The organism is Streptomyces sp. NPDC104761 (assembly GCF_055583445.1).
Genome location: NZ_JBVJNZ010000024.1, coordinates 19820 through 41909, shown reverse-complemented (window position 1 = coordinate 41909; position 22090 = coordinate 19820). Strand labels below are relative to the sequence as shown.

General features: G+C 70.5%; 21 protein-coding genes. 10 read left to right on the top strand and 11 right to left on the bottom strand.

Annotated features, from left to right (window positions below; all coding sequences use genetic code 11):
• Positions 1-20 precede the first annotated feature (20 nt).
• From folP to ACZ63F_RS39860, 5 genes are all read left to right on the top strand, one after another.
• Complete coding sequence (gene folP, locus ACZ63F_RS39880; protein ID WP_469718663.1) at positions 21-914, top strand: dihydropteroate synthase; 894 nt, start codon at positions 21-23, stop codon at positions 912-914.
• Positions 911-1414 carry a nuclear transport factor 2 family protein gene (locus ACZ63F_RS39875; RefSeq protein ID WP_352363523.1) on the top strand — a complete coding sequence of 168 codons (504 nt, stop codon included), beginning with the start codon at positions 911-913 and terminating at the stop codon, positions 1412-1414. The genes folP and ACZ63F_RS39875 overlap by 4 nt, the downstream gene beginning before the upstream one ends.
• Before the next feature lie 248 nt (positions 1415-1662).
• Positions 1663-2022: a dihydroneopterin aldolase gene (gene folB / locus ACZ63F_RS39870; RefSeq protein WP_093500050.1), complete on the top strand. Its 360-nt coding sequence runs from the start codon at positions 1663-1665 to the stop codon at positions 2020-2022.
• Positions 2019-2630, top strand: a complete 612-nt coding sequence (gene folK, locus ACZ63F_RS39865; RefSeq protein WP_382729317.1) for a 2-amino-4-hydroxy-6-hydroxymethyldihydropteridine diphosphokinase — start codon at positions 2019-2021, stop codon at positions 2628-2630. The genes folB and folK overlap by 4 nt, the downstream gene beginning before the upstream one ends.
• A gap of 50 nt (positions 2631-2680) precedes the next feature.
• The gene (locus ACZ63F_RS39860; RefSeq protein WP_469718661.1) at positions 2681-3169 is read left to right on the top strand and encodes a DUF3180 domain-containing protein; all 489 of its coding nucleotides are present in this window, start codon (positions 2681-2683) and stop codon (positions 3167-3169) included.
• A gap of 18 nt (positions 3170-3187) precedes the next feature.
• On the opposite strand, the gene folE is transcribed toward ACZ63F_RS39860, so the two are convergent.
• The 6 genes from folE to dacB form a co-directional block, all read right to left on the bottom strand.
• Positions 3188-3793: a GTP cyclohydrolase I FolE gene (gene folE / locus ACZ63F_RS39855; protein WP_469718659.1), complete on the bottom strand. Its 606-nt coding sequence runs from the start codon at positions 3791-3793 to the stop codon at positions 3188-3190.
• Between the two features lie 137 nt (positions 3794-3930).
• Complete coding sequence (ftsH, locus tag ACZ63F_RS39850) at positions 3931-5970, bottom strand: ATP-dependent zinc metalloprotease FtsH (RefSeq protein WP_469718657.1); 2040 nt, start codon at positions 5968-5970, stop codon at positions 3931-3933.
• A gap of 209 nt (positions 5971-6179) precedes the next feature.
• Entirely contained in the window at positions 6180-6740 is a 561-nt protein-coding gene (gene hpt / locus ACZ63F_RS39845) for a hypoxanthine phosphoribosyltransferase (RefSeq protein ID WP_093500061.1), read from the bottom strand.
• A 76-nt stretch (positions 6741-6816) separates the two neighbouring features.
• Positions 6817-7929 carry a tRNA lysidine(34) synthetase TilS gene (tilS, locus tag ACZ63F_RS39840; protein WP_469718655.1) on the bottom strand — a complete coding sequence of 371 codons (1113 nt, stop codon included), beginning with the start codon at positions 7927-7929 and terminating at the stop codon, positions 6817-6819.
• Positions 7930-8120: 191 nt separating this feature from the next.
• Positions 8121-9254, bottom strand: a complete 1134-nt coding sequence (locus ACZ63F_RS39835) for a zinc-dependent metalloprotease (RefSeq protein WP_469718653.1) — start codon at positions 9252-9254, stop codon at positions 8121-8123.
• 434 nt (positions 9255-9688) lie between these two features.
• Positions 9689-11188, bottom strand: a complete 1500-nt coding sequence (dacB, locus tag ACZ63F_RS39830) for a D-alanyl-D-alanine carboxypeptidase/D-alanyl-D-alanine endopeptidase (protein ID WP_469718651.1) — start codon at positions 11186-11188, stop codon at positions 9689-9691.
• Positions 11189-11429: 241 nt separating this feature from the next.
• Here dacB and ACZ63F_RS39825 point away from each other — a divergent pair, with 241 nt between their 5' ends.
• Entirely contained in the window at positions 11430-11921 is a 492-nt protein-coding gene (locus tag ACZ63F_RS39825; protein ID WP_018547987.1) for an inorganic diphosphatase, read from the top strand.
• Positions 11922-12047: 126 nt separating this feature from the next.
• Entirely contained in the window at positions 12048-13706 is a 1659-nt protein-coding gene (locus ACZ63F_RS39820) for a threonine/serine exporter family protein (RefSeq protein WP_469718650.1), read from the top strand.
• Between the two features lie 55 nt (positions 13707-13761).
• On the opposite strand, the gene ACZ63F_RS39815 is transcribed toward ACZ63F_RS39820, so the two are convergent.
• The gene (locus ACZ63F_RS39815) at positions 13762-14658 is read right to left on the bottom strand and encodes a DedA family protein (RefSeq protein WP_469718739.1); all 897 of its coding nucleotides are present in this window, start codon (positions 14656-14658) and stop codon (positions 13762-13764) included.
• 156 nt (positions 14659-14814) lie between these two features.
• On the opposite strand from ACZ63F_RS39815, the gene ACZ63F_RS39810 reads away from it, so the two are divergent.
• Positions 14815-15180: a YbjQ family protein gene (locus ACZ63F_RS39810; RefSeq protein ID WP_093508133.1), complete on the top strand. Its 366-nt coding sequence runs from the start codon at positions 14815-14817 to the stop codon at positions 15178-15180.
• 53 nt (positions 15181-15233) lie between these two features.
• Here the strand turns inward: ACZ63F_RS39810 and ACZ63F_RS39805 are convergent, their stop codons facing one another.
• Positions 15234-15995 carry a MerR family transcriptional regulator gene (locus ACZ63F_RS39805; RefSeq protein WP_469718648.1) on the bottom strand — a complete coding sequence of 254 codons (762 nt, stop codon included), beginning with the start codon at positions 15993-15995 and terminating at the stop codon, positions 15234-15236.
• A 121-nt stretch (positions 15996-16116) separates the two neighbouring features.
• Between ACZ63F_RS39805 and ACZ63F_RS39800 the strand changes: the two genes are divergently transcribed.
• Both ACZ63F_RS39800 and ACZ63F_RS39795 read left to right on the top strand, forming a co-directional pair.
• Entirely contained in the window at positions 16117-17403 is a 1287-nt protein-coding gene (locus tag ACZ63F_RS39800) for an ion channel protein (protein WP_469718646.1), read from the top strand.
• Positions 17404-17482: 79 nt separating this feature from the next.
• The gene (locus tag ACZ63F_RS39795) at positions 17483-18892 is read left to right on the top strand and encodes a glutamate decarboxylase (RefSeq protein WP_469718644.1); all 1410 of its coding nucleotides are present in this window, start codon (positions 17483-17485) and stop codon (positions 18890-18892) included.
• A gap of 3 nt (positions 18893-18895) precedes the next feature.
• Here the strand turns inward: ACZ63F_RS39795 and ACZ63F_RS39790 are convergent, their stop codons facing one another.
• The 3 genes from ACZ63F_RS39790 to ACZ63F_RS39780 all read right to left on the bottom strand — a co-directional run bounded on the left by ACZ63F_RS39790 (position 18896) and on the right by ACZ63F_RS39780 (position 21946).
• Positions 18896-19432 carry a DinB family protein gene (locus ACZ63F_RS39790; RefSeq protein WP_469718642.1) on the bottom strand — a complete coding sequence of 179 codons (537 nt, stop codon included), beginning with the start codon at positions 19430-19432 and terminating at the stop codon, positions 18896-18898.
• A 101-nt stretch (positions 19433-19533) separates the two neighbouring features.
• Complete coding sequence (locus ACZ63F_RS39785) at positions 19534-20994, bottom strand: aldehyde dehydrogenase family protein (protein ID WP_469718641.1); 1461 nt, start codon at positions 20992-20994, stop codon at positions 19534-19536.
• Between the two features lie 127 nt (positions 20995-21121).
• Entirely contained in the window at positions 21122-21946 is an 825-nt protein-coding gene (locus ACZ63F_RS39780) for a helix-turn-helix domain-containing protein (RefSeq protein ID WP_469718737.1), read from the bottom strand.
• Positions 21947-22090: the final 144 nt, after the last annotated feature.

Sequence of the window (22090 nt, the reverse complement as noted above, 5' to 3'; positions counted from 1 at the left end):
CCTGGGCCTACGCTGAACGTATGAGCAACCACAGCGGACGTGGCCAGGTGGCAGGCCTTCCGGCATGGGACCGGTGCGCGGTCATGGGGGTCGTGAACGTCACCCCCGACTCCTTCTCCGACGGCGGCCGCTGGTTCGACACGACCGCCGCCGTCAAGCACGGCCTCGACCTCGGCGCCCAGGGCGCCGACCTGGTCGACGTCGGCGGCGAGTCCACCCGCCCGGGCGCCACCCGCGTCGACGAGGACGAGGAACTGCGCCGGGTCGTCCCCGTCGTCCGCGGCCTCGCCTCCGAAGGCGTCGTCGTCTCCGTCGACACCATGCGCGCCTCCGTCGCCCGGCAGGCCCTCGCCGCCGGCGCCGCCCTCGTCAACGACGTCAGCGGCGGCCTCGCCGACCCCGACATGATCCCCGTCGTCGCCGACTCCGGCGCCCCCTTCGTCGTCATGCACTGGCGCGGCTTCCTGGCGGGCGGCAACGTCAAGGGCGTGTACGACGACGTCGTCGGCGAGGTCCTCGACGAGCTCCACGCGCGCGTGGACGCCGTCCTGGCCGGCGGCGTCTCCCCCGACCGGATCGTCGTCGACCCCGGCCTCGGCTTCTCCAAGAACTCCGAGCACGACCTGGCCCTGCTCGCCCGTCTCGACCGGCTGCACGCCCTGGGCCACCCCCTCCTCGTCGCCGCCTCCCGCAAGCGGTTCCTCGGCCGGGTCCTGGCCGGACCCGAAGGAGCGCCCCCGCCGGCCCGGGAGCGCGACGCCGCGACGGCCGCCGTCTCCGCGCTCGCGGCGCACGCCGGCGCATGGGCGGTGCGCGTGCACGAGGTACGCGCCACGGCCGACGCGGTACGGGTCGCGCGTGCAATAGAGGGAGCGCGCACCGGAACCGACGCGCCGGGCGAAGGAGCCCGGTGAGCGCCCCCCATACCGACGTCGAGCAGGTCGAGGCCGCCAACACCGCCTTCTACGAGGCCCTGGAGAACGGCGACTTCGAGGCGGTCTCCGGCCTCTGGCTCACCCCCGCCGACCTGGGCGTCGACGAGGAGTACCACGACCCCGCCGACAGTGGCGTGATCTCCTGCGTGCATCCGGGCTGGCCGGTGCTCACCGGCCGGGGCGAGGTCCTGCGGTCGTACGCGCTGATCATGGCGAACACCGACTACATCCAGTTCTTCCTCACCGACGTGCACGTCTCCGTCACCGGCGACACCGCCCTGGTGACCTGCACGGAGAACATCCTCAGCGGCGGCCCCGCCCCCGAGGGCGGCCAGGAACTCGGCCCGCTGGTCGGACAGCTGGTCGTCGCCACGAACGTGTTCCGGCGCACCCGGGACGGCTGGAAGCTCTGGTCCCACCACGCCTCCCCGGTGCTGGCCGAGACCGACGAGGACGAAGAGGACGACACGCCCTCCTGAGCGCGGGACATCCCCTGGCGGACCAAGAAGTGGCTGGAATCACGAACTCGCGAGTAGGGACGGCCACCGGCCCGTGAGCCACCGGGTTCTCCGGGGGAAACACCCGATGAACCCTGCCGCACCCCGAAGAACCCCACGCCCCGTATCCCGGCTCTGTCGGTGCCCGCAGGTAGATTCGTGTGAGGCCGGTCCATCGCCCGCACGCGATGCGGTCCGGCCGCACACCGACGATTGCAGGAGTGATTCGCGTGGATCGTGTCGCGCTGCGCGGCCTGAGGGCCCGCGGGCACCACGGTGTCTTCCCGAAGGAGCGCGAGGAGGGCCAGACCTTCATCGTGGACCTCGCCCTCGGGCTGGACACCCGTCCGGCGGCGGCCGACGACGACCTGACGAAGACCGTGCACTACGGCATCGTGGCCGAGGAGGTCGTCGCCGTGGTCGAGGGGGAACCGGTGAACCTGATCGAGACGCTCGCCGAGCGGATCGCCCAGGTCTGCCTCAAGCACGAGGGGGTAAGAGAGGTCGAGGTCCAGGTCCACAAGCCGGACGCGCCCATCACCGTCCCCTTCGACGACGTCACCGTCACCATCACCCGGAGCCGAGTATGACCGCATCCTCCCTGCGGGGCCCGAGCGACCCGACCGTCCAGCCGGTGCCCGCCTCCGTCGTCGAGCAGGTCGACGCCGCCGACACGACCCTGTCCAACCCCAAACGCGCCGTGGTCGCCCTCGGCTCCAACCTCGGCAACCGCCTGGAGACCCTCCAGGGCGCCGTCGACGCCCTGGAGGACACCCCCGGCGTCCGCATCAAGGCCGTGTCGCCGGTGTACGAGACGGAGCCGTGGGGCGTCGAGCCCGGCAGCCAGCCGACGTACTACAACGCGATCGTGGTGCTGAAGACCACCCTCCCGCCGTCCTCCCTGCTGGAGCGGGCACACGCCGTCGAGGAGGCGTTCAACCGGGTACGGGACGAGCACTGGGGCCCGCGCACCCTCGACGTCGACATCGTCGCCTACGCCGACGTCGTCTCCGACGACCCGCACCTCACCCTCCCGCACCCGCGCGCCCACGAGCGCGCCTTCGTGCTCGCGCCCTGGTACGACGTCGACCCCGAGGCCCTGCTGCCCGGCCGCGGCACGGTCGCGGACCTCCTGGCCGCCGTCACCCGGCACGGTGTGGAAGCGCGCGGGGACCTGGAACTCCGACTGCCCGAGTAGTCGTTAAGGTCGAGACGACCACATCGCTGCGGGGGAGCTGAAGGAAAACAGTGAAAGAGCTGCGGATCAGGGTGCTGGCCGGCGTCTTCGTCGTGGCCGGAGTGCTGTCCTGGGCGGCCGCCCGCCTCTGGAACGCGGTGGGGACCCTGCCGAGCGTGCCGGTGGCCGCCCCGATCGTCCTCGCCCTGATCGCCGTGGTCCTGCTCTCCACCGCGCTCTCGTTGCGCGCCCGCCTCAAGGCCCAGCGCGAGCGCCGCCCCGGCGCCAAGGGTGTCGACCCCCTGATGGCGGCCCGCGCCGTCGTCTTCGGCCAGGCCAGTGCCCTCGTCGCCGCGCTCGTCGCCGGCATGTACGGCGGCACCGGCGTCTTCCTCCTCGAACTCCTCGACCTCCCCACCCGCCGTGACCAGGCCCTTTACGCGGCCTTCTCGGTCGTCGCCGGCATCGCCGTCATAGCAGCGGCCATCTTCCTGGAACGGGTGTGCAAGCTCCCGGAGGACGACGACGACAACCACACCGGGGCCGAGCCGGTGGCGTGACCCCGGGCAGGGCAGCCGTCAGCGAGCCATGATGAGGCTCATCGCCTCGTTCCGGGTGGCCGCGTCCCGCAGCTGGCCGCGGACCGCCGACGTTATGGTCTTCGCGCCGGGCTTGCGGATCCCCCGCATCGACATGCACATGTGCTCGCACTCGACGACCACGATGACGCCCCGTGGCTCCAGGATCTGCATCAGCGAGTCCGCGATCTGCGTAGTGAGACGTTCCTGCACCTGCGGGCGGCGGGCGTAGACGTCGACCAGCCGGGCCAGTTTGGACAGCCCGGTGATCTTCCCGGTCACCGACGGGATGTACCCGACGTGGGCGACGCCGTGGAACGGGACCAGATGGTGTTCACATGTGCTGTAGACCTCGATGTCCTTCACGAGCACCATCTCGTCGTGCCCGATGTCGAACGTGGTGGTCAGGACGCCCTCGGGCTTCTGCCACAGCCCCGCGAAGATCTCCTTGTAGGCCCGCGCCACCCGCGCCGGAGTCTCCCGCAGGCCCTCGCGGTCCGGGTCCTCGCCGACCGCGATGAGGAGTTCGCGTACGGCGTTCTCGGCGCGCTTCTCGTCGAACTCGCCGATGGTGCCTTCGCCGTCCAGGGTCACGGGGTCGGTCATCTGGGGTGCCTCGTTCCTCAGGGTGGGCACATGTGGATCACGCGCCTCATGTACAGGCATTACGGAAATGCCGCGCCCCCCAGGCTAGGTCCTGGGGGGCGCGGCATCCATTCCGAGCCAGGTGAGGCCGGTGTGAGTCAGCTCTCGGGGCGGTCCTCGGGAGCCTTCTCGACCCCGGGGGCGGATTCGGCCGCCGTGGCCTTGGCGGTGCTGATCGCCGGGGTGGCGCCGTTGGCCCCGTTGGTCAGTGCGAGCTCCTTCGGGGAGAGCACCGGCGGGCGGGTGGACGGCGTGCGGCGGGAGGAGCCGGTCCAGGCGGGCCGGGCCGGGCGCTTGACGATGGCGGAGAAGATCTCGGCGATCTCCTCCTTGCCCAGGGTCTCCTTCTCCAGGAGCTGGAGCACCAGGTTGTCGAGGACGTCGCGGTTCTCGACCAGGATCTCCCAGGCCTCGTTGTGCGCGTTCTCGATCAGCTTCTTGACTTCCTCGTCCACCAGGGCGGCGACCTCTTCCGAGTAGTCGCGCTGGTGGGACATCTCACGGCCGAGGAAGGGCTCGGTGTTGTCGCCGCCGAACTTGATCGCGCCGAGACGCTCGGTCATGCCGTACTGCGTGACCATCGCGCGGGCGGTGGCCGTGGCCTTCTCGATGTCGTTGGCAGCGCCGGTGGTCGGGTCGTGGAAGACCAGTTCCTCGGCCGCGCGGCCGCCCAGCATGTAGGCGAGCTGGTCGAGCATCTCGTTGCGCGTGGTCGAGTACTTGTCCTCGTCCGGCAGGACCATCGTGTAGCCGAGGGCGCGGCCGCGGGACAGGATGGTGATCTTGTGGACCGGGTCGGAGTTCGGTGAGGCCGCCGCGACCAGGGCGTGGCCGCCCTCGTGGTACGCGGTGATCTTCTTCTCCTTGTCCGACATGATCCGGGTCCGCTTCTGCGGGCCCGCGACCACGCGGTCGATCGCCTCGTCGAGCATCTGGTTGTCGATGAGCTTGCGGTCGCTGCGGGCCGTGAGCAGCGCCGCCTCGTTCAGCACGTTCGACAGGTCGGCGCCGGTGAAGCCCGGGGTACGGCGGGCGACCGCCGCGAGGTCGACGTCGGGCGCGACCGGCTTGCCCTTCTGGTGGACCTTGAGGATCTCCAGGCGACCCTGCAGGTCCGGCGGGTCGACCGCGATCTGGCGGTCGAAGCGGCCGGGGCGCAGCAGCGCCGGGTCGAGGATGTCGGGCCGGTTCGTCGCGGCGATGAGGATCACGCCGCCCTTGACGTCGAAGCCGTCCATCTCGACGAGCAGCTGGTTCAGCGTCTGCTCGCGCTCGTCGTGACCGCCGCCGAGGCCGGCGCCGCGGTGGCGGCCGACCGCGTCGATCTCGTCGACGAAGACGATCGCCGGGGCGTTCGCCTTGGCCTGCTCGAAGAGGTCACGGACCCGGGAGGCACCGACACCGACGAACATCTCGACGAAGTCGGAACCGGAGATCGAGTAGAAGGGAACCCCTGCCTCGCCGGCGACGGCACGCGCGAGGAGCGTCTTGCCGGTGCCGGGACGGCCGTAGAGGAGCACGCCCTTGGGGATCTTGGCGCCGACGGCCTGGAACTTGGCCGGCTCCTGCAGGAACTCCTTGATCTCGTGGAGTTCCTCGACGGCCTCGTCGCAGCCCGCGACGTCCGCGAAGGTCGTCTTCGGGGTGTCCTTGGTGATGAGCTTCGCCTTGGACTTGCCGAAGTTCATGACCCGGGAGCCGCCGCCCTGCATCTGGTTCATCAGGAACAGGAAGACGACCACGATGAGGACGAAGGGCAGCAGGGAGAGCAGGACGCTGACGAAGGCGTTCTGCTTGGTCGGCGCGACGGTGTAGCCGTCGGTGATCTGCTTGTCCTGGTACTTGGTCTGCAGCGTGTTGGCGAGGGCCACGCCCTGGTCGCCGATGTAGCTCGCCTGGATCTTCGAGCTGCCGTCGACCTTCTCGCCGTTCTTGAGCGTGACCTTGATGGTCTGCTCGTCGCCGGTGGTCAGCTTGGCCGATTCCACCTTGTTGTCATTGATCGCCGCCACGACCTGGCCGGTGTCCACCGTCTTGTAGCCGCCGGACGAGCCGACGACCTGCATCAACACGACCACGGCAAGGACGGCCAGCACGATCCACATGACCGGCCCACGGAAGTATCGCTTCACGTCCATCCATACGGAGCGGTGTCGCCCCGTCCCTCCTGCCATAGTGAGTTTGATAAGACAGTTCTTCTGACGGTACCCCAGCATTGTGGCCCGAAGCCGCACGAAGCTGCGCGGACGACTGGTGAAACGCGTCTCTGCATGCTCCAACGGCGCGAAACCCGCTGGGGTTCCCGATCGTCTTACGCAACTGGACCCTGCGGCGTATCAGCCGGGGTTCAGCCGCCGTAGACGTGAGGCGCGAGCGTACCGACGAACGGGAGGTTGCGGTACTTCTCGGCGTAGTCGAGGCCGTAGCCGACGACGAACTCGTTGGGGATGTCGAAGCCGACCCACTCGACGTCGATCGCGACCTTGGCCGCGTCCGGCTTGCGCAGCAGGGTGCAGATCTTCAGCGTCTCGGGCTCGCGGGAGCCGAGGTTGTTGATCAGCCAGGAGAGGGTCAGGCCCGAGTCGATGATGTCCTCGACGATCAGGACGTGCCGGCCCTTGATGTCGGTGTCGAGGTCCTTGAGGATCCGCACCACACCGGAGGACTGGGTGCCCGCGCCGTACGAGGACACGGCCATCCAGTCCATGGTGACGGGGGTGGACAGCGCCCGGGCGAGGTCCGCCATGACCATCACGGCGCCCTTGAGGACGCCGACGATGAGCAGGTCCTTGCCCGCGTACTCCGCGTCGATCTTCGCGGCCAGCTCGGCCAGCTTCGCGTCGATCTCTTCCTTGGTGATGAGCACCTGCTGGAGGTCGGCACCCATGTCTTTCGCGTCCACCCGCATCACTTTCGGTCGGTCGTCCCACCGGCCTACCCGGCCTCGGGGAGGAGCTCAGGGGAGCTCTCCGTGAGGTCGGGATTCAGCCTTGCCGAATCACCAGTCTGCCACCCTGGCGCTGGGCGACGACTTTGCCGGGGAGATTGATGGCCCCCTGGCCTCGCCATCCGGTGATGAGGCGGTCGACTTCCTCGATGTGCCGGGCGAACAGGGAACCGGCCGGTGCACCCGCCTGGATGGCCGCCCGGCGCAGGATCCGGCGGCGGACCGCGGGGGGCAGCGCGTAGAGCTTGGCGCACTCCAGCTGGCCCGTGGCGTCCCGTACGGAGGCCTCGGCCTGGCTGGCCCAGGTGTCGAGGGCGTCGGCGTCGTCGCGGGAGAGCTGGGCGGTGCGGGCGAGCGCCTCGACGACGCCCTTGCCGAGGGCTTTCTCCAGGGCGGGCAGGCCCTCGTGGCGGAGCCGGGAGCGGGTGTAGGCCGGGTCCGTGTTGTGCGGGTCGTCCCAGACGGGCAGGGCCTGGACCATGCAGGCCTTGCGGGCGGTCTGCCGGTCCAGCTGGAGGAACGGGCGGCGGTAACGGCCGCCGGCCCCCGAGACCGCGGCCATTCCGGACAGGGAGCGGATGCCGGAGCCGCGGGCGAGGCCGAGCAGGACGGTTTCGGCCTGGTCGTCCCTGGTGTGGCCGAGCAGGATCGCGGCGCCCCCGTGCCGTTCGAGTGCGGCGTCCAGGGCGGCGTAGCGGGCGTCGCGGGCGGCGGCTTCGGGTCCGCCGTCGCGGCCGACGGTCACGGTGATGGACTCGACGGGGTCGAGGCCGAGTTCCCGCAGCCGCAGGACGACCTCCTCGGCGCGCAGGTCGGAGCCGGGCTGCAGGCCGTGGTCGACGGTGATGCCGCCCGCCCGGATGCCGAGTTTGGGGGCCTCGAAGGCGAGGGCGGAGGCGAGCGCCATGGAGTCGGCGCCGCCGGAGCACGCGACGAGGACGAGCGGGGAGGGGGGCCGCTCGTTCGGGGTCTGCTCCGGGATCTCCGGGGCCTCGGGGAGGCCGCCGGCGGGGCGCGCGAGGCGCACGCCGATCCGACCGCCGGTGCGCTCACCGGTGGTGCGGCTGTGGCGGCTGTCGTCGGTGAGGATGTCGTGGAGGACGCGGCGGACCGCCAGGCGTATCGCCGCGACCGCAGGATGGGGACCCATGTCCGGTTCCCTTCATGAAGTTTTCGGGGGGTGAACCCGAGATCGGTCACTCAGAGTGTGTCGATGGTGACAGAAACGGGCCGTTCCCCGAGCATCGCACGCCTACCCATCGCTCACGGTCCCTCGGACGGGTGATTGGAGGGGCGTTCGCCTGCCGTCGGCCGGTTTCCGTTCACCACGGGTCCACTGGCTCACGACTCGGCCTTGCGGTGCACCCGCGCGACCCAGTCCGCGGGTTTGGCGATCTCCGCCTTGGTCGGCAGGGTGTTCGGGGAGGTCCACACCCGGTTGAAGCCGTCCATGCCGACCTGCTCGACGACGGCCCGCACGAACCGTTCGCCGTCCCGGTACTGACGGAGTTTGGCATCCAGGCCGAGCAGCTTGCGCAGGGTCGTGTCGAGCCGGGAGGCGCCCTTGGCGCGCCGCTGCTGGAACTTCTCGCGGATCTCGGCGACGGTCGGCACGACCGCGGGCCCGACGCCGTCCATGACGAAGTCGGCGTGGCCCTCCAGGAGGGACATGACGGCGGTGAGGCGGCCGAGGATCTCGCGCTGGGCGGGGGTCTGCACCAGTTCCACGAACGAGCGTCCGCCGTCGTCCTCCTCGGCCTCGGGGCGGCTCCCTGCGAGGGACTGGGCGGCGTCCCTGATGCGTTCGAGCACGGTCATCGGGTCGACGTCGGTCTCCGACAGGAACGACTGGATCTCGCCCTCCAGATGGGCGCGCAGCCAGGGCACCGCCGTGAACTGGGTGCGGTGCGTCTCCTCGTGCAGGCACACCCACAGGCGGAAGTCGTGGGGCTGCACGTCGAGTTCGCGTTCCACGTGGACGATGTTCGGGGCGACGAGCAGCAGCCGGCCGCCGCCGTTCTCGTCCGCCGGGAGGTCGCGGGAGGAGGGGGCGAAGGTCTCGTACTGGCCGAGGACCCGGGACGACAGGAACGACAGCAGCATGCCGAGTTCCACGCCGGTGACCTTGCCGCCGACCGCGCCGAGGACCGCGCCGCCGGGGGTGCCGGAGCGCCGCTCCTGCATCTTCTCGAGCAGCGGCTTGAGGAGTTCGCGGAAACCGGCGACGTTCGCCTTCACCCAGCCGGGCCTGTCGACCACCAGAACGGGGGTGTCGTGGATGTCGTCGGTCCCCATACGAGTGAAGCCCCGGACGTGTTCCTCCGAGGCCTTCGCGTGCCGCCGCAGTTCCGCGACGATGGCCCGGGCCTCGTCGCGGCTCACCTCGGGGCCCGGCCGCACGAGCCGGGTCGCGGTCGCCACCGCGAGATTCCAGTCGACCATCCCAGATGAAGCAGCGCCACCGATGCTCGTCATGCGTCAACCGTACGTTAGCGCTACCGCTTGGGGCAGGCCGTGGGGGTTGGTGTGGTTGGCGTGACTTGTGCGGTGGGGTGGGGCTGGGGGCTTGCGTCGGCAGGGGCGGGGGTTGTTCCCCGGTGCCCGGCACTGTCGCCCGTGCCCACCCGTTCCGCCCTGCGGAACGCCTGCCCACGGCAGTCGAGCAGCGGCCGCGCCCCGGCGCCCCGGCGGTACGGCGGTACGGCGGTACGGCTGCCAGCGGGCGGCGCGGCAGGCGGTACGGCGGTACGGCGGTACGGCTGCCAGCGGGCGGCGCGGCAGGCGGTACGGCGGTACGCGGTCCGGCGGTACGGCGGTCCGGTAGTGCGGCTGCCGGCGGGCGGCGCGGCAGGCGGCAGGCGGCAGGCGGCAGGCGGCAGGCCATGTTGGCCACGGGCGGCAGGCCGTGGTTACAGCCCCGCCAGTGCCGTCGCCGTCTTGTCCAGGGCCGCCTGAGCCGCCACCGGGTTGGTCGTGTTCGCGGTGAGGAAGGCGAAGGCCAGGAGGCGCCCGTCCTTGTCGACGACGGTGCCCGCGAGGGTGTTGACGCCGGTCAGGGTGCCGGTCTTGGCGCGTACGACGCCTGCCGCCCCGTCCGTGTAACGGGCGGTGAGGGTGCCGGTGAAGTGGGCGACGGGGAGGCCCGTGAGGACCGCGCGCAGGCCAGGCTGGTCCACGTCGGCGGCCTTGACGAGGAGGGCCGTGAGGAGGTTCGCGGTCAGCCGGTCGTCGCGGTTGAGGCCGCTGCCGTCGTGGAAGGAGGCGCCGGTCATCGGCAGGCCCAGCTTGGTCAGCTGGGCCTCGATCGCGGCCGCTCCCCCGTCGAAGCCGGCCGGTCTGCCGCCGGCCAGCGCCGTCTGGCGGGCCAGGGCCTCGGCGATGTCGTTGTCGCTGTTGGTCAGCATGCGTTCGACGATCGAGGACAGCGGCGGTGAGGAGACGGCGGCGAGGGGCTCGGCCCGGCTGCTCGCCTTGGAGGTGCCGGGTGACGAGGCCTTGATGCCGGCGTCCGCGAGGAAGCCCGCGAACTTCCGTGCCGCGTCCGCCGCCGGGTCGCCGACCCTGGTCACCGGTCCCTCGACGGAGTCGTTGGTGCGGCCCTCGTCGGCCGTCAGGGGGCTCACGCGCGCGAGGTTCTCGTTGACGCCGATGACGTGCAGGTCCGGGCCGGAGTAGAGCGTGGTGTCGTACGAGAGGGTGATCTGCCTGATGCCCCGCGCGGTCAGCGCCTTCGCCGTCTCGGTGGCGAGGGTGCGCAGGCTGGCCCAGCCGGCCGCGTCCTTGTGCGCGGTCAGGGTGGGGTCGCCGCCGCCGACCAGGACGACCTCCCTGGTGCCGGGTTCCAGGACCACGCGCGTGGTGATGCGGTGGTCGGGGCCCAGGGCGGAGAGGGCGGCGACGGCGGTGGCGATCTTGGTGGTGGAGGCGGGGGTGAGGGCGGTGTCGGCACCGGAGCCGTACAGGCGGCTGCCGGTGGCCACGTCGACGACCACGGCGGTACGGGTGCTGCCGAGCGCCGGAGCCTTCAGGAGGGGCCCCAGGAGGCTCGTGACGGCCGTTCCGGAGATGCCGACGGACTTTCCGGCGGGCGCCGACTTCACGGTGTTCGTGGCGCCGTCCAGCCCCGTCAGGACGGGCCCGGCGCTGGGCGCGGGGCCCGGCACGCCGTCGGCTGTGACGGAGTCCGCACCGGAGCCGTGATCTGTGCCACCCGTCCGCTCCAGGGCGGCGGCCCGGTCCCGCTCGGCCGTACGCTGACCGTCGGCGTCCCAGGGGCCCGCCGCGGTCACCGCACCGGCGGCCAGCGCGAGCCCCGCCGTGGCGGCGCCCACGGTGTACTGCCAGGTCCTGGTCGTCCGGGGCCGAGGTCGAGAGGGGCGGACCAGGGTGGCAAGCCGGGGTCCCGTCATGCGCGCGACACGGGCGAGCCGCGGTCCCATCGCTCGCCGCAACCGCGTGACCTGCGGTTTCGTGGCGGTCACCAGGCGTGCCAGGCGCGGTCGTACGGCGGCCGCGATCTTCCGCACACGCGGTTTCGCGGACTGCCAAGGCCTCAGCTCTGGCACGACCACCAGCCCCTTTCGCGATCACACACCTGCGTGGGGGACACTTAACCATCAGAACTATGTGTTGATCATGGAGGAGCCACCGGTGGAGTTCGACGTCACGATCGAGATCCCGAAGGGTTCGCGGAACAAGTACGAGGTGGACCACGAGACCGGTCGGATCCGCCTCGACCGTCGTCTCTTCACCTCGACCGCCTACCCGACCGACTACGGCTTCGTCGAGAACACCCTCGGCGAGGACGGCGACCCGCTGGACGCGCTGGTCATCCTGGACGAGCCGACCTTCCCGGGCTGCCTGATCAAGTGCCGCGCGATCGGCATGTTCCGGATGACGGACGAGGCCGGCGGCGACGACAAGCTGCTGTGCGTCCCGGCGACCGACCCGCGCGTGGAGCACCTGCGCGACATCCACCACGTGTCGGAGTTCGACCGTCTGGAGATCCAGCACTTCTTCGAGGTCTACAAGGACCTGGAGCCCGGCAAGTCCGTCGAGGGCGCCAACTGGGTCGGCCGCACCGACGCCGAGGCGGAGATCGAGCGGTCCTACAAGCGCTTCAAGGAGACCGGCGGTCACTGAGACCGTCCGGGGACAGCACCGGGAAACGGGCCGCACGCACGCGTGGGGCCCGTTTTTCGTGTCCCCGGAGCGGTCATGCGCATACTGAGGCTCAGGTGAGGTTGTCGTTCAGGGAGCGTTGCGAAGGTGACGGAGGCGGAGGACCGCAAGCCCAGGTCGGACGAGGCGCGGTACGACCCGGAACTGACATCCGAGTTCGCCGTCCCTCAGGGCATCGAGGTCCCCGAGGGCGGCGGCGGTGAGCCGGAGACGACGTCCGAGTTCGCGGTACCGAAGGGGCTCGCGGCGCCGCAGCCGGCGGCCGCCGAGCCGGAGGGGTCGGCGTTCAGCCTGCCGAGCACCTACAGCGCCCAAGACGCCCCGCCCGCCTTCACGCCCGCCTCCGGGTTCCCCGCGGTCAGCCTCGTCAAGGACGCGCCCTGGCAGGACCGGATGCGCACGATGCTGCGCATGCCGGTGGCCGAGCGGCCCGCCGTGGAGCCGGTGCAGAAGCCCGAGGAGGGTGCCCCCGCCGTCCCGCGTGTGCTCGACCTGACCCTGCGTATCGGGGAGTTGCTGCTGGCGGGCGGTGAGGGCGCGGAGGACGTGGAGGCCGCGATGTTCGCGGTCTGCCGGTCGTACGGGCTGGACCGGTGCGAGCCGGGTGTCACCTTCACGCTGCTGGCGATCTCGTACCAGCCCTCGCTCGTCGACGACCCGGTGACCGCGTCCCGGACGGTGCGGCGGCGCGGGACCGACTACACGCGCCTGTCCGCCGTCTTCCGTCTCGTCGACGACCTCACCGACCCCGAGACCCATGTCTCCCTGGAGGAGGCCTACCGGCGGCTCGCGGAGATCCGCCGCAACCGGCACCCCTACCCCGGCTGGGCGCTGACCGCCGCGAGCGGGCTGCTGGCCGGGGCCGCCTCCGTGCTGGTCGGCGGTGATCTGCTGGTGTTCGTGGCGGCCGCGATCGGCGCGATGCTGGGTGACCGGCTGGCGTGGCTGTGCGCGGGGCGGGGGCTGCCGGAGTTCTACCAGTTCATGATCGCCGCGATGCCGCCGGCCGCGATCGGGGTCGCCTTCTCGCTCGTCCACGTCGACGTCGCGGCGTCCGCCGTCGTCACCGGTGGACTCTTCGCGCTGCTGCCCGGACGTGCCCTGGTGGCGGGCGTCCAGGACGGGCTCACCGGCTTCTACATCACCGCCTCCGCGCGCCTTCTGGAGGTCATGTACTTCTTCGTCGGCATCGTCATCGGGGTGCTGACCGTCCTGTACTTCGGCGTGAAGCTGGGCGGCCGGCTCAATCCCGACGCGGCGCTGGTCGGCTCCGAACGGCCGCTGCTGCAGATCGCCGCGTCGATGGTGCTGTCGCTGACCTTCGCCGTCCTGCTCCAGCAGGAACGATCCACCGTGCTGGCGGTGACCCTCAACGGCGGTGTCGCGTGGTGCGTCTACGGCGCGATGCACGACGCCGGGAGGATCTCGCCGGTCGCCTCCACGGCGGTGGCGGCCGGCCTGGTGGGGTTGTTCGGGCAGCTGCTGTCGCGGTACCGGTTCGCCTCCGCGCTGCCGTACACGACGGCGGCGATCGGGCCGCTGCTGCCGGGGTCGGCGACCTATTTCGGGCTGCTGTCGATGGCTCAGAACGAGGTCGACAAGGGGCTGGTGTCGCTGGCCAAGGCGGCGTCGCTCGCCATGGCCATCGCCATCGGGGTCAACCTGGGCTCGGAAATCTCCCGGCTGACCCTTCGGGTGGGGTCGGCCGGAAAGCGGCGGGCCGCGAAGCGGACCAGGGGGTTCTGAGCGCCCACGGGTGATCGCGCAGTTCCCCGCGCCCCTCAAAACACGGCGTTGCCGCTTACGGAGCCCGGTAGTGGTCCTCGGTGTACGGGTTCTGCTGCTGGCCGTAGGCGTTCTGGTCGTAGTAGGGCTGCTGCTGGTCGTGGTACGGCTGCTGCTGGTCGTAGTAGGGCTGCTGCTGCCCGTACCCGTACTGCTGCTGGGGCTGGGGCTGCTGTCCGTACTGCGGCTGCGGGGTGTACGTCGGCTCGATGCGGCGGAGCTGGGTCGTCGCGTCGTCCATCACCGGAGGTGCCGGGTACTGCTGGACCGGCTCCGGCTGCTGTGCCGCCGCCTTCTTGTCCTTCGCACGGGCCCGCAGGAACTCGATGACGATCGGGACCACCGAGACCAGGACGATCAGGATCAGGATCGCCTCGATGTTGTTCTTGACGAATTCGATCTTGCCGAGCCAGGAGCCGAGCAGGGTGACGCCGGCGCCCCACAGGACGCCGCCGATGACGTTGAACGTCAGGAACGAGCGGTAGGCCATGCCGCTGACGCCGGCGATGATCGGCGTGAACGTCCGGATCACCGGCACGAAGCGGGCCAGGATCAGGGACTTGGGGCCGTGCTTCTCGAAGAACTCGTGCGCCTTGGTGACGTTCTCCTGCTTGAAGATGCGGGAGTCCGGGCGGTTGAAGAGCGACGGGCCGACCTTCTTGCCGAACATGTAGCCCGCCTGGTCGCCGAGGATCGCGGCGAGGCAGATCAGGGCGATGGCGCCCCAGAGCGGGAAGTTCAGCTGGTTCGAGGTGATCAGCAGGCCGCAGGTGAAGAGGAGTGAGTCACCCGGGAGGAAGAAGCCGATCAGGAGGCCGGACTCGGCGAAGACCACCAGGAGCAGGCCCCAGATGCCGAACGAGTCGAGAAGTTGGTTCGGATCCAGCCAGCTCGGGCCGAGAGCGAGCGTCATCGCGGTTCCGGTCGTCACGGTTCCGGGCTCCTGAGGGGGGAAGGCACGTCGGGTTCCTAGTGCGGGCGCACAAACCTATCAACGTAAAGTGTCCGCCCCAGGTTCCACCGGTGGAACCTGGGTGGACTGTGCCCGGCCTGGGGAATGGCTGTGGACATGGGTATCGAAGAGTACGGCGGCGGTCAGGGACCGCAGGCCGATGTGCTGGTCGTCACCACGAACGACGTGCCCGGGTACCGGGTGCGGGAGGTCGTCGGCGAGGTCTTCGGGCTGACCGTGCGCTCCCGGCACCTGGGCAGTCAGATCGGCGCCGGTCTGAAGTCGATGATCGGCGGCGAGCTGAAGGGGCTGACGAAAACGCTCGTCCAGACCCGCAACCAGGCCATGGAGCGGCTGATCGAGCAGGCACGCGCGCGTGGGGCCAACGCCGTGCTGGCCTTCCGGTTCGACGTGACCGAGGCGGCGGACACGGGGACCGAGGTCTGCGCGTACGGCACCGCCGTCGTGATCGACAGGGAGTAGGGCAAGGGGGAGGACCGGGGGCAGAGGGGGGACCGACAGGGAGCAGGGCCGGGTCAGGCCGTGTGCCGGTCCGCGTTCGCCTCGATCGCCTGCTTCAGGTGCGCGGCCAGGCCCGGGGCCATGGCTTCGTAGAAGGCCCTGAACCGCTCGTCGGAGACGTACATGGCGGCGAGGCAGCGGTGCATCTCGGGCGGGCAGTCGTAGAACCAGGCCGAGATGTGCTGCCGGTGTTCCTCCGCCATGTCCATGGCCCGTTCACCGGCCGGCGGCTCGGCGGCGGTCACCAGGGCGGCGTAACGTGCGCCCCAGTCGTCGGCCTCGGCCTTCATGCGCTGCCAGTCGGCCTTGGTGTAGCGGGCCGCGCGGCGCCGGGACTCGGCGTAGGACTCGGTGCCGCCCCAGCGCTGCTCGGTCTCCTCGGCGTACTGCTCGGGGTCGTTGTCGCCGAAGACCTCGAAGCGTTCCTCGGGGGTGAGGTTGATGCCCATCCTGCGTGCCTCCATGGCGTGCTCCACGGCCGCGGCCATCTTCTGCAGCTTCTCGATCCGGGCGGTCAGCAGGTCATGCTGGCGGCGCAGCTGCGCGCGCGGGTCCGCGTCCGGGTCGTCGAGCAGGGCCGCGACCTCGTCGAGCGGGAAGCCGAGCTCCCGGTAGAACAGGATCTTCTGCAGCCGGTCGAGGTCGGCGTCGCCGTAGCGCCGGTGCCCCGCGGCGCTGCGCTCGCCCGGCACCAGCAGGCCGATCTCGTCGTAGTGGTGCAGGGTGCGCACGGTGACGCCGGCGAACCCGGCGGCCTGTCCTACGGAGTAGTTCACTTCCGCTCCTTTCCGCCCTCCACCCTGGGTCCTCACGTCACGTGAGGTGCAAGCCCGTTCCGCGGCCCCCGCCCGAGAAGTTCCGGATGTTATGTCCGTTCAGCCCGCTTATCGTGAGCCCGTGGCCCAGGACACCGCGCAGCAGGCGCTCCCCACCCCGCCCTCGGCCCCCGCGCGTGCCCTGCTGCCGCTGATCCTGCCCGCTCTCGTCGTCGGCGTCGGCAGCAGCCTGCTGTTCCTGCTGGTGAGCTCGCTGGCCGAACGGCTGCAGCACGTGCTGTGGAACAACCTGCCGGACGCGCTGGGCATCGGACGCTACTCGGTGCCGTGGATGCTGGTGATGCTGACGGCCACCGGGATCGCGGTGGGGCTGGTGGTGTGGCTGGTGCCGGGGCACGCGGGGCCGGATCCGGCCACCCTGGGCCTGGAGGCGGTGGCGCTGCCGCCGGCCGTGCTGCCGGGGCTGGTGCTGGCGACCGTGCTGATGCTGGCGGGCGGGCCGAGCCTCGGTCCGGAGAACCCCCTCATCGCCGTCAACGTCGGGCTCGCGCTGTGGCTGGGGCGGCTCGCGATGCCCCGGCTGCCGGGCTCGCTGTGGCCCGCGCTGGCCGACGCGGCGACGCTGGGCGCGCTGTTCGGGACGCCGGTGGCGGCGGCCCTGGTGATCTCCGAGGCGCTGGCCGGGAAACCGCTGAAGGGGGCGCTGTGGGACAACCTCTTCGGGCCGCTGATGGCCGCGGGGGCGGGTTCGATGACGACCGCCCTGGTGGCCCGTCCCACCCTGGACCTCGGTCTGCCCGCGCTAGGCCACCCGCGCTGGCCCGATCTGGTGGCGGTCCTGGTGATCGCCCCCGCGGCCGCGCTGCTCGGCATGTGCGCCGTCCATGCCTTCCCGTCCGTCCACGGCGCCTTCCAGCGCCTCGGACACCCCATGCTGGCCCTTCCGGTCGGCGGGCTCGTGCTGGGCCTTCTGGGGGCGCTGGGCGGCCATCTGACGCTCTTCAAGGGGCTGGACGAGGTCGAGGAGCTCGCGAAGGACCCGGCGGGCTGGTCGGCGGGACAGTTCGCCGTGATGGCGGTCGTCAAGCTGGCCGCGCTGCTGGTGGCCGCCGCCTGCGGGTTCCGCGGTGGCCGGATCTTTCCGTCGGTGTTCATCGGCGCCGCCCTCGGGCTGTGCGCCCACGCCCTGGTGCCCGCGGTCCAGCCCTCGGTGGGCGTGGCGGCGGGCGTGCTGGGCATGCTGTTGGCGATCACCCGGCAGGGCTGGGTGAGCCTGTTCACGGCCGCGGTGCTCGTGGCCTCGGCGAGCGTCGTCGCGCTGCTGTGCATCGCGTCGCTGCCCGCGTGGCTGCTGGTGACCGGGCGGCCGAGAATGCAGTTGCGGGCGGACGGTAGCGCCCTGCGCTGATCCCGGCGGGTTCCCGCGCGCCGTTCACGTCCTTGTTGATACCGCCCATATCGCTCATGTCGTCCAGGAGGCACTCCGCATGCCGTTGCACAAAGGTCCCCAGAAGCACCAAGAGCGACCCATGTCCGTCAACCCGTTCTTCGGTGAGGCGAACCCGGTCGCCGGCATGACCGAGGCACCGCCCACGCACCGGCTGCCGGACGGCCCGCTGCCGCCCTCGACCGCCTACCAGCTGGTGCACGACGAGCTGATGCTGGACGGCAACGCCCGGCTGAATCTGGCCACTTTCGTCACCACGTGGATGGAGCCCCAGGCCGGGATCCTGATGACGGAGTGCGACGACAAGAACATGATCGACAAGGACGAGTACCCACGCACCGCCGAGCTGGAGCGGCGCTGTGTGGCGATGCTCGCCGACCTGTGGAACGCGCCGGACCCGGCGAACACCATCGGCTGTTCGACGACCGGCTCCAGCGAGGCCTGCATGCTGGCCGGGATGGCGCTCAAGCGGCGCTGGATGCAGCGCAACACCGACCGCTATCCGGGCAGCGCCCGCCCGAACCTGATCATGGGCATCAACGTCCAGGTCTGCTGGGAGAAGTTCTGCAACTTCTGGGAGGTGGAGCCGCGGTTCGTACCCATGGAGGGCGACCGCTACCACCTGGACCCGCAGGCCGCCGCCGACCTCTGCGACGAGAACACCATCGGGGTCGTCGCGATCCTCGGCTCCACCTTCGACGGGTCCTACGAGCCGGTCGCCGACCTCTGCGCGGCGCTCGACGCCCTCCAGGAGCGCACCGGGATCGACGTCCCGGTCCACGTGGACGGCGCGTCCGGCGGGATGATCGCACCCTTCCTCGACGAGGACCTGGTGTGGGACTTCCGGCTCCCGCGCGTGGCGTCGATCAACACCTCGGGGCACAAGTACGGGCTGGTCTACCCGGGCGTCGGCTGGGCGCTGTGGCGGGACAAGGAGGCACTGCCCGAGGAGCTGGTCTTCCGGGTCAACTACCTGGGCGGCAACATGCCCACCTTCGCCCTCAACTTCTCCCGCCCCGGTGCCCAGGTGGTCGCGCAGTACTACACGTTCCTGCGGCTGGGCCGGGACGGCTACCGCGCGGTGCAGCAGGTGTCCCGGGACGTGGCGACCGGGCTCGCCGAACGCATCGAGGCGCTCGGCGACTTCCGCCTCCTCACCCGGGGCGACGAGCTGCCCGTGTTCGCGTTCACCACGGCCGACCACGTGACCTCGTACGACGTCTTCGACGTGTCCCGGCGGCTGCGCGAGAACGGCTGGCTGGTGCCCGCGTACACGTTCCCGGCGAACCGGGAGGACCTGTCCGTGCTGCGGGTGGTGTGCCGCAACGGCTTCTCGAAGGACCTGGCGGACCTGTTCGTCGACGACCTGTCCCGGCTGCTGCCCGGCCTGCGCCGGCAGCCGCACCCCCTGACCCGCGACAAGGACGCGGCCACCAGCTTCCACCACTAGGGGCTAGGCGCCCTGTTCCAGCGCCACCAGCTCGAAGGCCGTCTTCCCGTCCAGGGACTCGCGGATGATGTCGGCGTGGCCCGCGTGCCGGGCGGTCTCGCGGATCAGGTGGAGGCAGACCCAGCGCATGGAGACGCTGCCCTTCGGGAACCAGGGGGCCTCGGGGAGCGGGAAGGTGTCGTCGAGGCTCGGGACGGAGCGGATGAACTTCTCCGTCTCGGCCGCGACCTCCTGCCAGTAGGCCAGCTGCGAGGCCACCGTCTCCTCGCCGACCAGCTGGAAGGTCTCGTGCCAGTTCGTCTGGTCGCGCTGGATCGCCGCGGGCTCCTGCTTGGCGCGGGCGATCCAGCTCTGCTCGACCTCCGCGCAGTGCTTGAGCAGGCCCGCGAGGGACAGTTCGCTCGCGCTCGGCCTGCTCGCGGCCTGCTCGTCGGTCAGGCCGAGCAGCGCCCGGCGGATGCCGCCGCGCTGCTCCTCGATGAAGGAGAGCAGTGCTCCGCGCTCGTCGCCCTGTGCTTCCGCGGGAACGTGAGTGACCATGGCCGGCCGCCTTTCGGGTGTGCTGTCCTGACACGACCGAAGCTACGGGCCCTTTAGGACAGCTCGCGTCCTAAAGGGCCTGGGTGGCCGAACTCCGCCGGCTAGAACGGGAAGCCGCTCCGGCCGTGCTGCACCGAGATCCACTTCAGGGTGGTGAAGGACTCCACGGTCGTCTCGCCGTTCAGGCGGCCGATCCCGGAGTGCTTCTCGCCGCCGAAGGGGACGACGGGCTCGTCGTGGACGGTGCCGTCGTTGACGTGGAACATCCCGGTGTCGATCTGCTTGGCGAAGGCCACGCCCCGTTCGACGTTCCCGGTGTGGACCGCGCCGCTGAGGCCGTAGGGGGTGTCGTTGACCAGGCGCACGGCCTCCTCCTCGCCGTCGAACGGGATGAGGAAGGCGACCGGGCCGAAGACCTCCTGGCGGAGCAGGTCGGAGTCGGCGGGGACGCCGGTGAGGACCGAGGGCTCGACCAGGTTGTCGTGGGTCGAGCCGCGCACCAGGGCGGTGGCGCCCTCGGCGACGGCCTGCTCGACGGTGGCCGAAACCGACTCCGCCTGCTGGGAGTTGATCAGCGGGCCGATGACGGTCTCCGGGTCGTTCGGATCGCCGGCCTTGAGGGTCCTGACCTTGGCGACGAACTTCTCGGTGAACTCGTCCGCGATCGAGCGGTCGACCAGGACGCGGTTCGCGGCCATGCAGACCTGGCCCTGGTGGACGTACCGGCTGAAGACCGCCGCGTCGACCGCGTAGTCGATGTCGGCGTCGTCGAGGACCACCAGGGCGCTGTTGCCGCCCAGTTCGAGCACCGAGCGCTTGAAGAGCGAGGCGCAGACGGTGGCGACGTGCCGGCCGACCTTGTCGGAGCCGGTGAAGGAGATGACCTTGGGGACCGGGTGCTCGATGAAGGCGTCGCCGATCTCCGCGATGTCGGTGACGACGACGTTGAGCAGGCCGCCGGGCAGGCCCGCGTCCTCGAAGAGCTTCGCGACCAGGGTGCCGCCGACGATCGGGGTGTTCTGGTGCGGCTTGAGGACCACGGCGTTGCCGAGCGCGAGCGCCGGGGCGACCGACTTGATCGAGAGCAGGAAGGGGAAGTTGAAGGGGCTGATCACGCCCACCACGCCGACCGGCATCCGGTAGACGCGGTTCTCCTTGCCGTCCACCGGTGAGGGCAGGATTCTGCCCTCGGGGCGCAGCGCCCACTGGATCGACTCGCGCAGGAACTCCTTGGCGAGGTGCAGCTCGAAGGCGGCCTTCAGACGCGTGCCACCGAGCTCGGCGATGATCGCCTCGGTGATCTCCGCCTCGCGCTCCTCGATCAGGCGCAGGGCCTTCTCGAACACGGCACGGCGGGCGTAGGGGTTGGTGGCGGCCCACTGCTTCTGGGCGCGCGCGGCGGCCTGGTAGGCCTGATCTATCTCCTCGACCGCGGCTATGGTGATCGACGCGAGCTTCTCACCGTCGTACGGGTTGAAGTCGATGATGTCCCAGGAACCGGTCCCCTGGCGCCACTCACCGTCGATGTACTGCTGGGCCAGGTCAGTGAAGTACGACGACATGTGATCCCCAAATCACTAGCGGCCATGATCAACATCACGGTCTGATCACACGTCATCGTACTTGCGTGACACGCCAGTTGGGGACGGAGAGCGAACTTCTGGGGAAAGCCTCGGGAGAGGGGCCGCCCTACGAGAGCTGGAGCAGCCCGCGCAGCAGGTCCCGGCTCTCGTCCGGTCCCGGGCTGTCCTGCTGGAGTTCCTTGAGCGCCTGCTCGTACTGGGCGACGTCCTCGCGCTTGTCGAGGTAGAGGGCGCTGGTGAGCTGCTCCAGGTAGACCACGTCGGACAGGTCCGACTCGGGGAAGCTCAGGATGGTGAACGAACCGCCCTCCCCGGAGTGGCCGCCGAAACTGAACGGCATGATCTGCAGCCGGACATTGGGCCGTTCGGAGATCTCGACGAGATGCTGGAGCTGGCCGCGCATCACCTCGCGGTCACCGTAGGGACGGCGCAGGGCGGCCTCGTCGAGGACGATGTGGAAGTCGGGGGCGTTTTCGGCCACCAGGTACTTCTGCCGCTCCAGGCGCAGTGTGACGCGCCGTTCGACGTCGGCCTCGCCGGCCCCCCGCATACCTCGGCGCACCACGGCGCGCGCGTACTCCTCGGTCTGCAGCAAGCCGTGGATGAACTGCACCTCGTAGGCGCGGATCAGGTGTGCCGCGCCCTCCAGACCGACATAGGTGGGGAACCAGCTCGGCAGGACGTCGGAGTAACTGTGCCACCAGCCGGCCACGTTGGCCTCCCGGGCGAGGGAGAGCAGCTGTTGGCGCTCGGCCTCGTCGGTGATGCCGTACAGCGTCAGCAGGTCTTCCACGTCCCTGGTCTTGAAGCTCACCCGGCCCAGCTCCATGCGACTGATCTTCGACTCGGAGGCGCGGATCGAGTACCCCGCGGCCTCGCGAGTGATCCCCCGGGCCTCGCGCAGCCGCCTGAGTTGCGAGCCGAGCAGCATTCGCCGCACCACCGATCCGGGCTCTCCCGCGCTCACGTTCGCCAGCCTCCCCAACCGTCTTCAGGGCCCGCAGTCTGCCACTAAAACACTTCGAGCAGTACTCGTCCGGTTACGGAAACGGCAAGCGGCCAAAGTTTAAGCACA

Coding starts and splice junctions, on each gene's coding strand:
- tilS (WP_469718655.1), bottom strand. CDS start 7,929: ATGGGTCCCCATCCTGCGGTCGCGGCGATACGCCTGGCGGTCCGCCGC.
- ACZ63F_RS39790 (WP_469718642.1), bottom strand. CDS start 19,432: ATGGTCACTCACGTTCCCGCGGAAGCACAGGGCGACGAGCGCGGAGCA.
- ACZ63F_RS39810 (WP_093508133.1), top strand. CDS start 14,815: ATGGGTATCGAAGAGTACGGCGGCGGTCAGGGACCGCAGGCCGATGTG.
- folP (WP_469718663.1), top strand. CDS start 21: ATGAGCAACCACAGCGGACGTGGCCAGGTGGCAGGCCTTCCGGCATGG.
- ACZ63F_RS39835 (WP_469718653.1), bottom strand. CDS start 9,254: ATGACGAGCATCGGTGGCGCTGCTTCATCTGGGATGGTCGACTGGAAT.
- ACZ63F_RS39785 (WP_469718641.1), bottom strand. CDS start 20,994: ATGTCGTCGTACTTCACTGACCTGGCCCAGCAGTACATCGACGGTGAG.
- ACZ63F_RS39795 (WP_469718644.1), top strand. CDS start 17,483: ATGCCGTTGCACAAAGGTCCCCAGAAGCACCAAGAGCGACCCATGTCC.
- dacB (WP_469718651.1), bottom strand. CDS start 11,188: ATGACGGGACCCCGGCTTGCCACCCTGGTCCGCCCCTCTCGACCTCGG.
- ftsH (WP_469718657.1), bottom strand. CDS start 5,970: ATGGACGTGAAGCGATACTTCCGTGGGCCGGTCATGTGGATCGTGCTG.
- folE (WP_469718659.1), bottom strand. CDS start 3,793: ATGACCGACCCCGTGACCCTGGACGGCGAAGGCACCATCGGCGAGTTC.
- folK (WP_382729317.1), top strand. CDS start 2,019: ATGACCGCATCCTCCCTGCGGGGCCCGAGCGACCCGACCGTCCAGCCG.
- ACZ63F_RS39815 (WP_469718739.1), bottom strand. CDS start 14,658: ATGACGCTCGCTCTCGGCCCGAGCTGGCTGGATCCGAACCAACTTCTC.
- ACZ63F_RS39780 (WP_469718737.1), bottom strand. CDS start 21,946: ATGCTGCTCGGCTCGCAACTCAGGCGGCTGCGCGAGGCCCGGGGGATC.
- hpt (WP_093500061.1), bottom strand. CDS start 6,740: ATGCGGGTGGACGCGAAAGACATGGGTGCCGACCTCCAGCAGGTGCTC.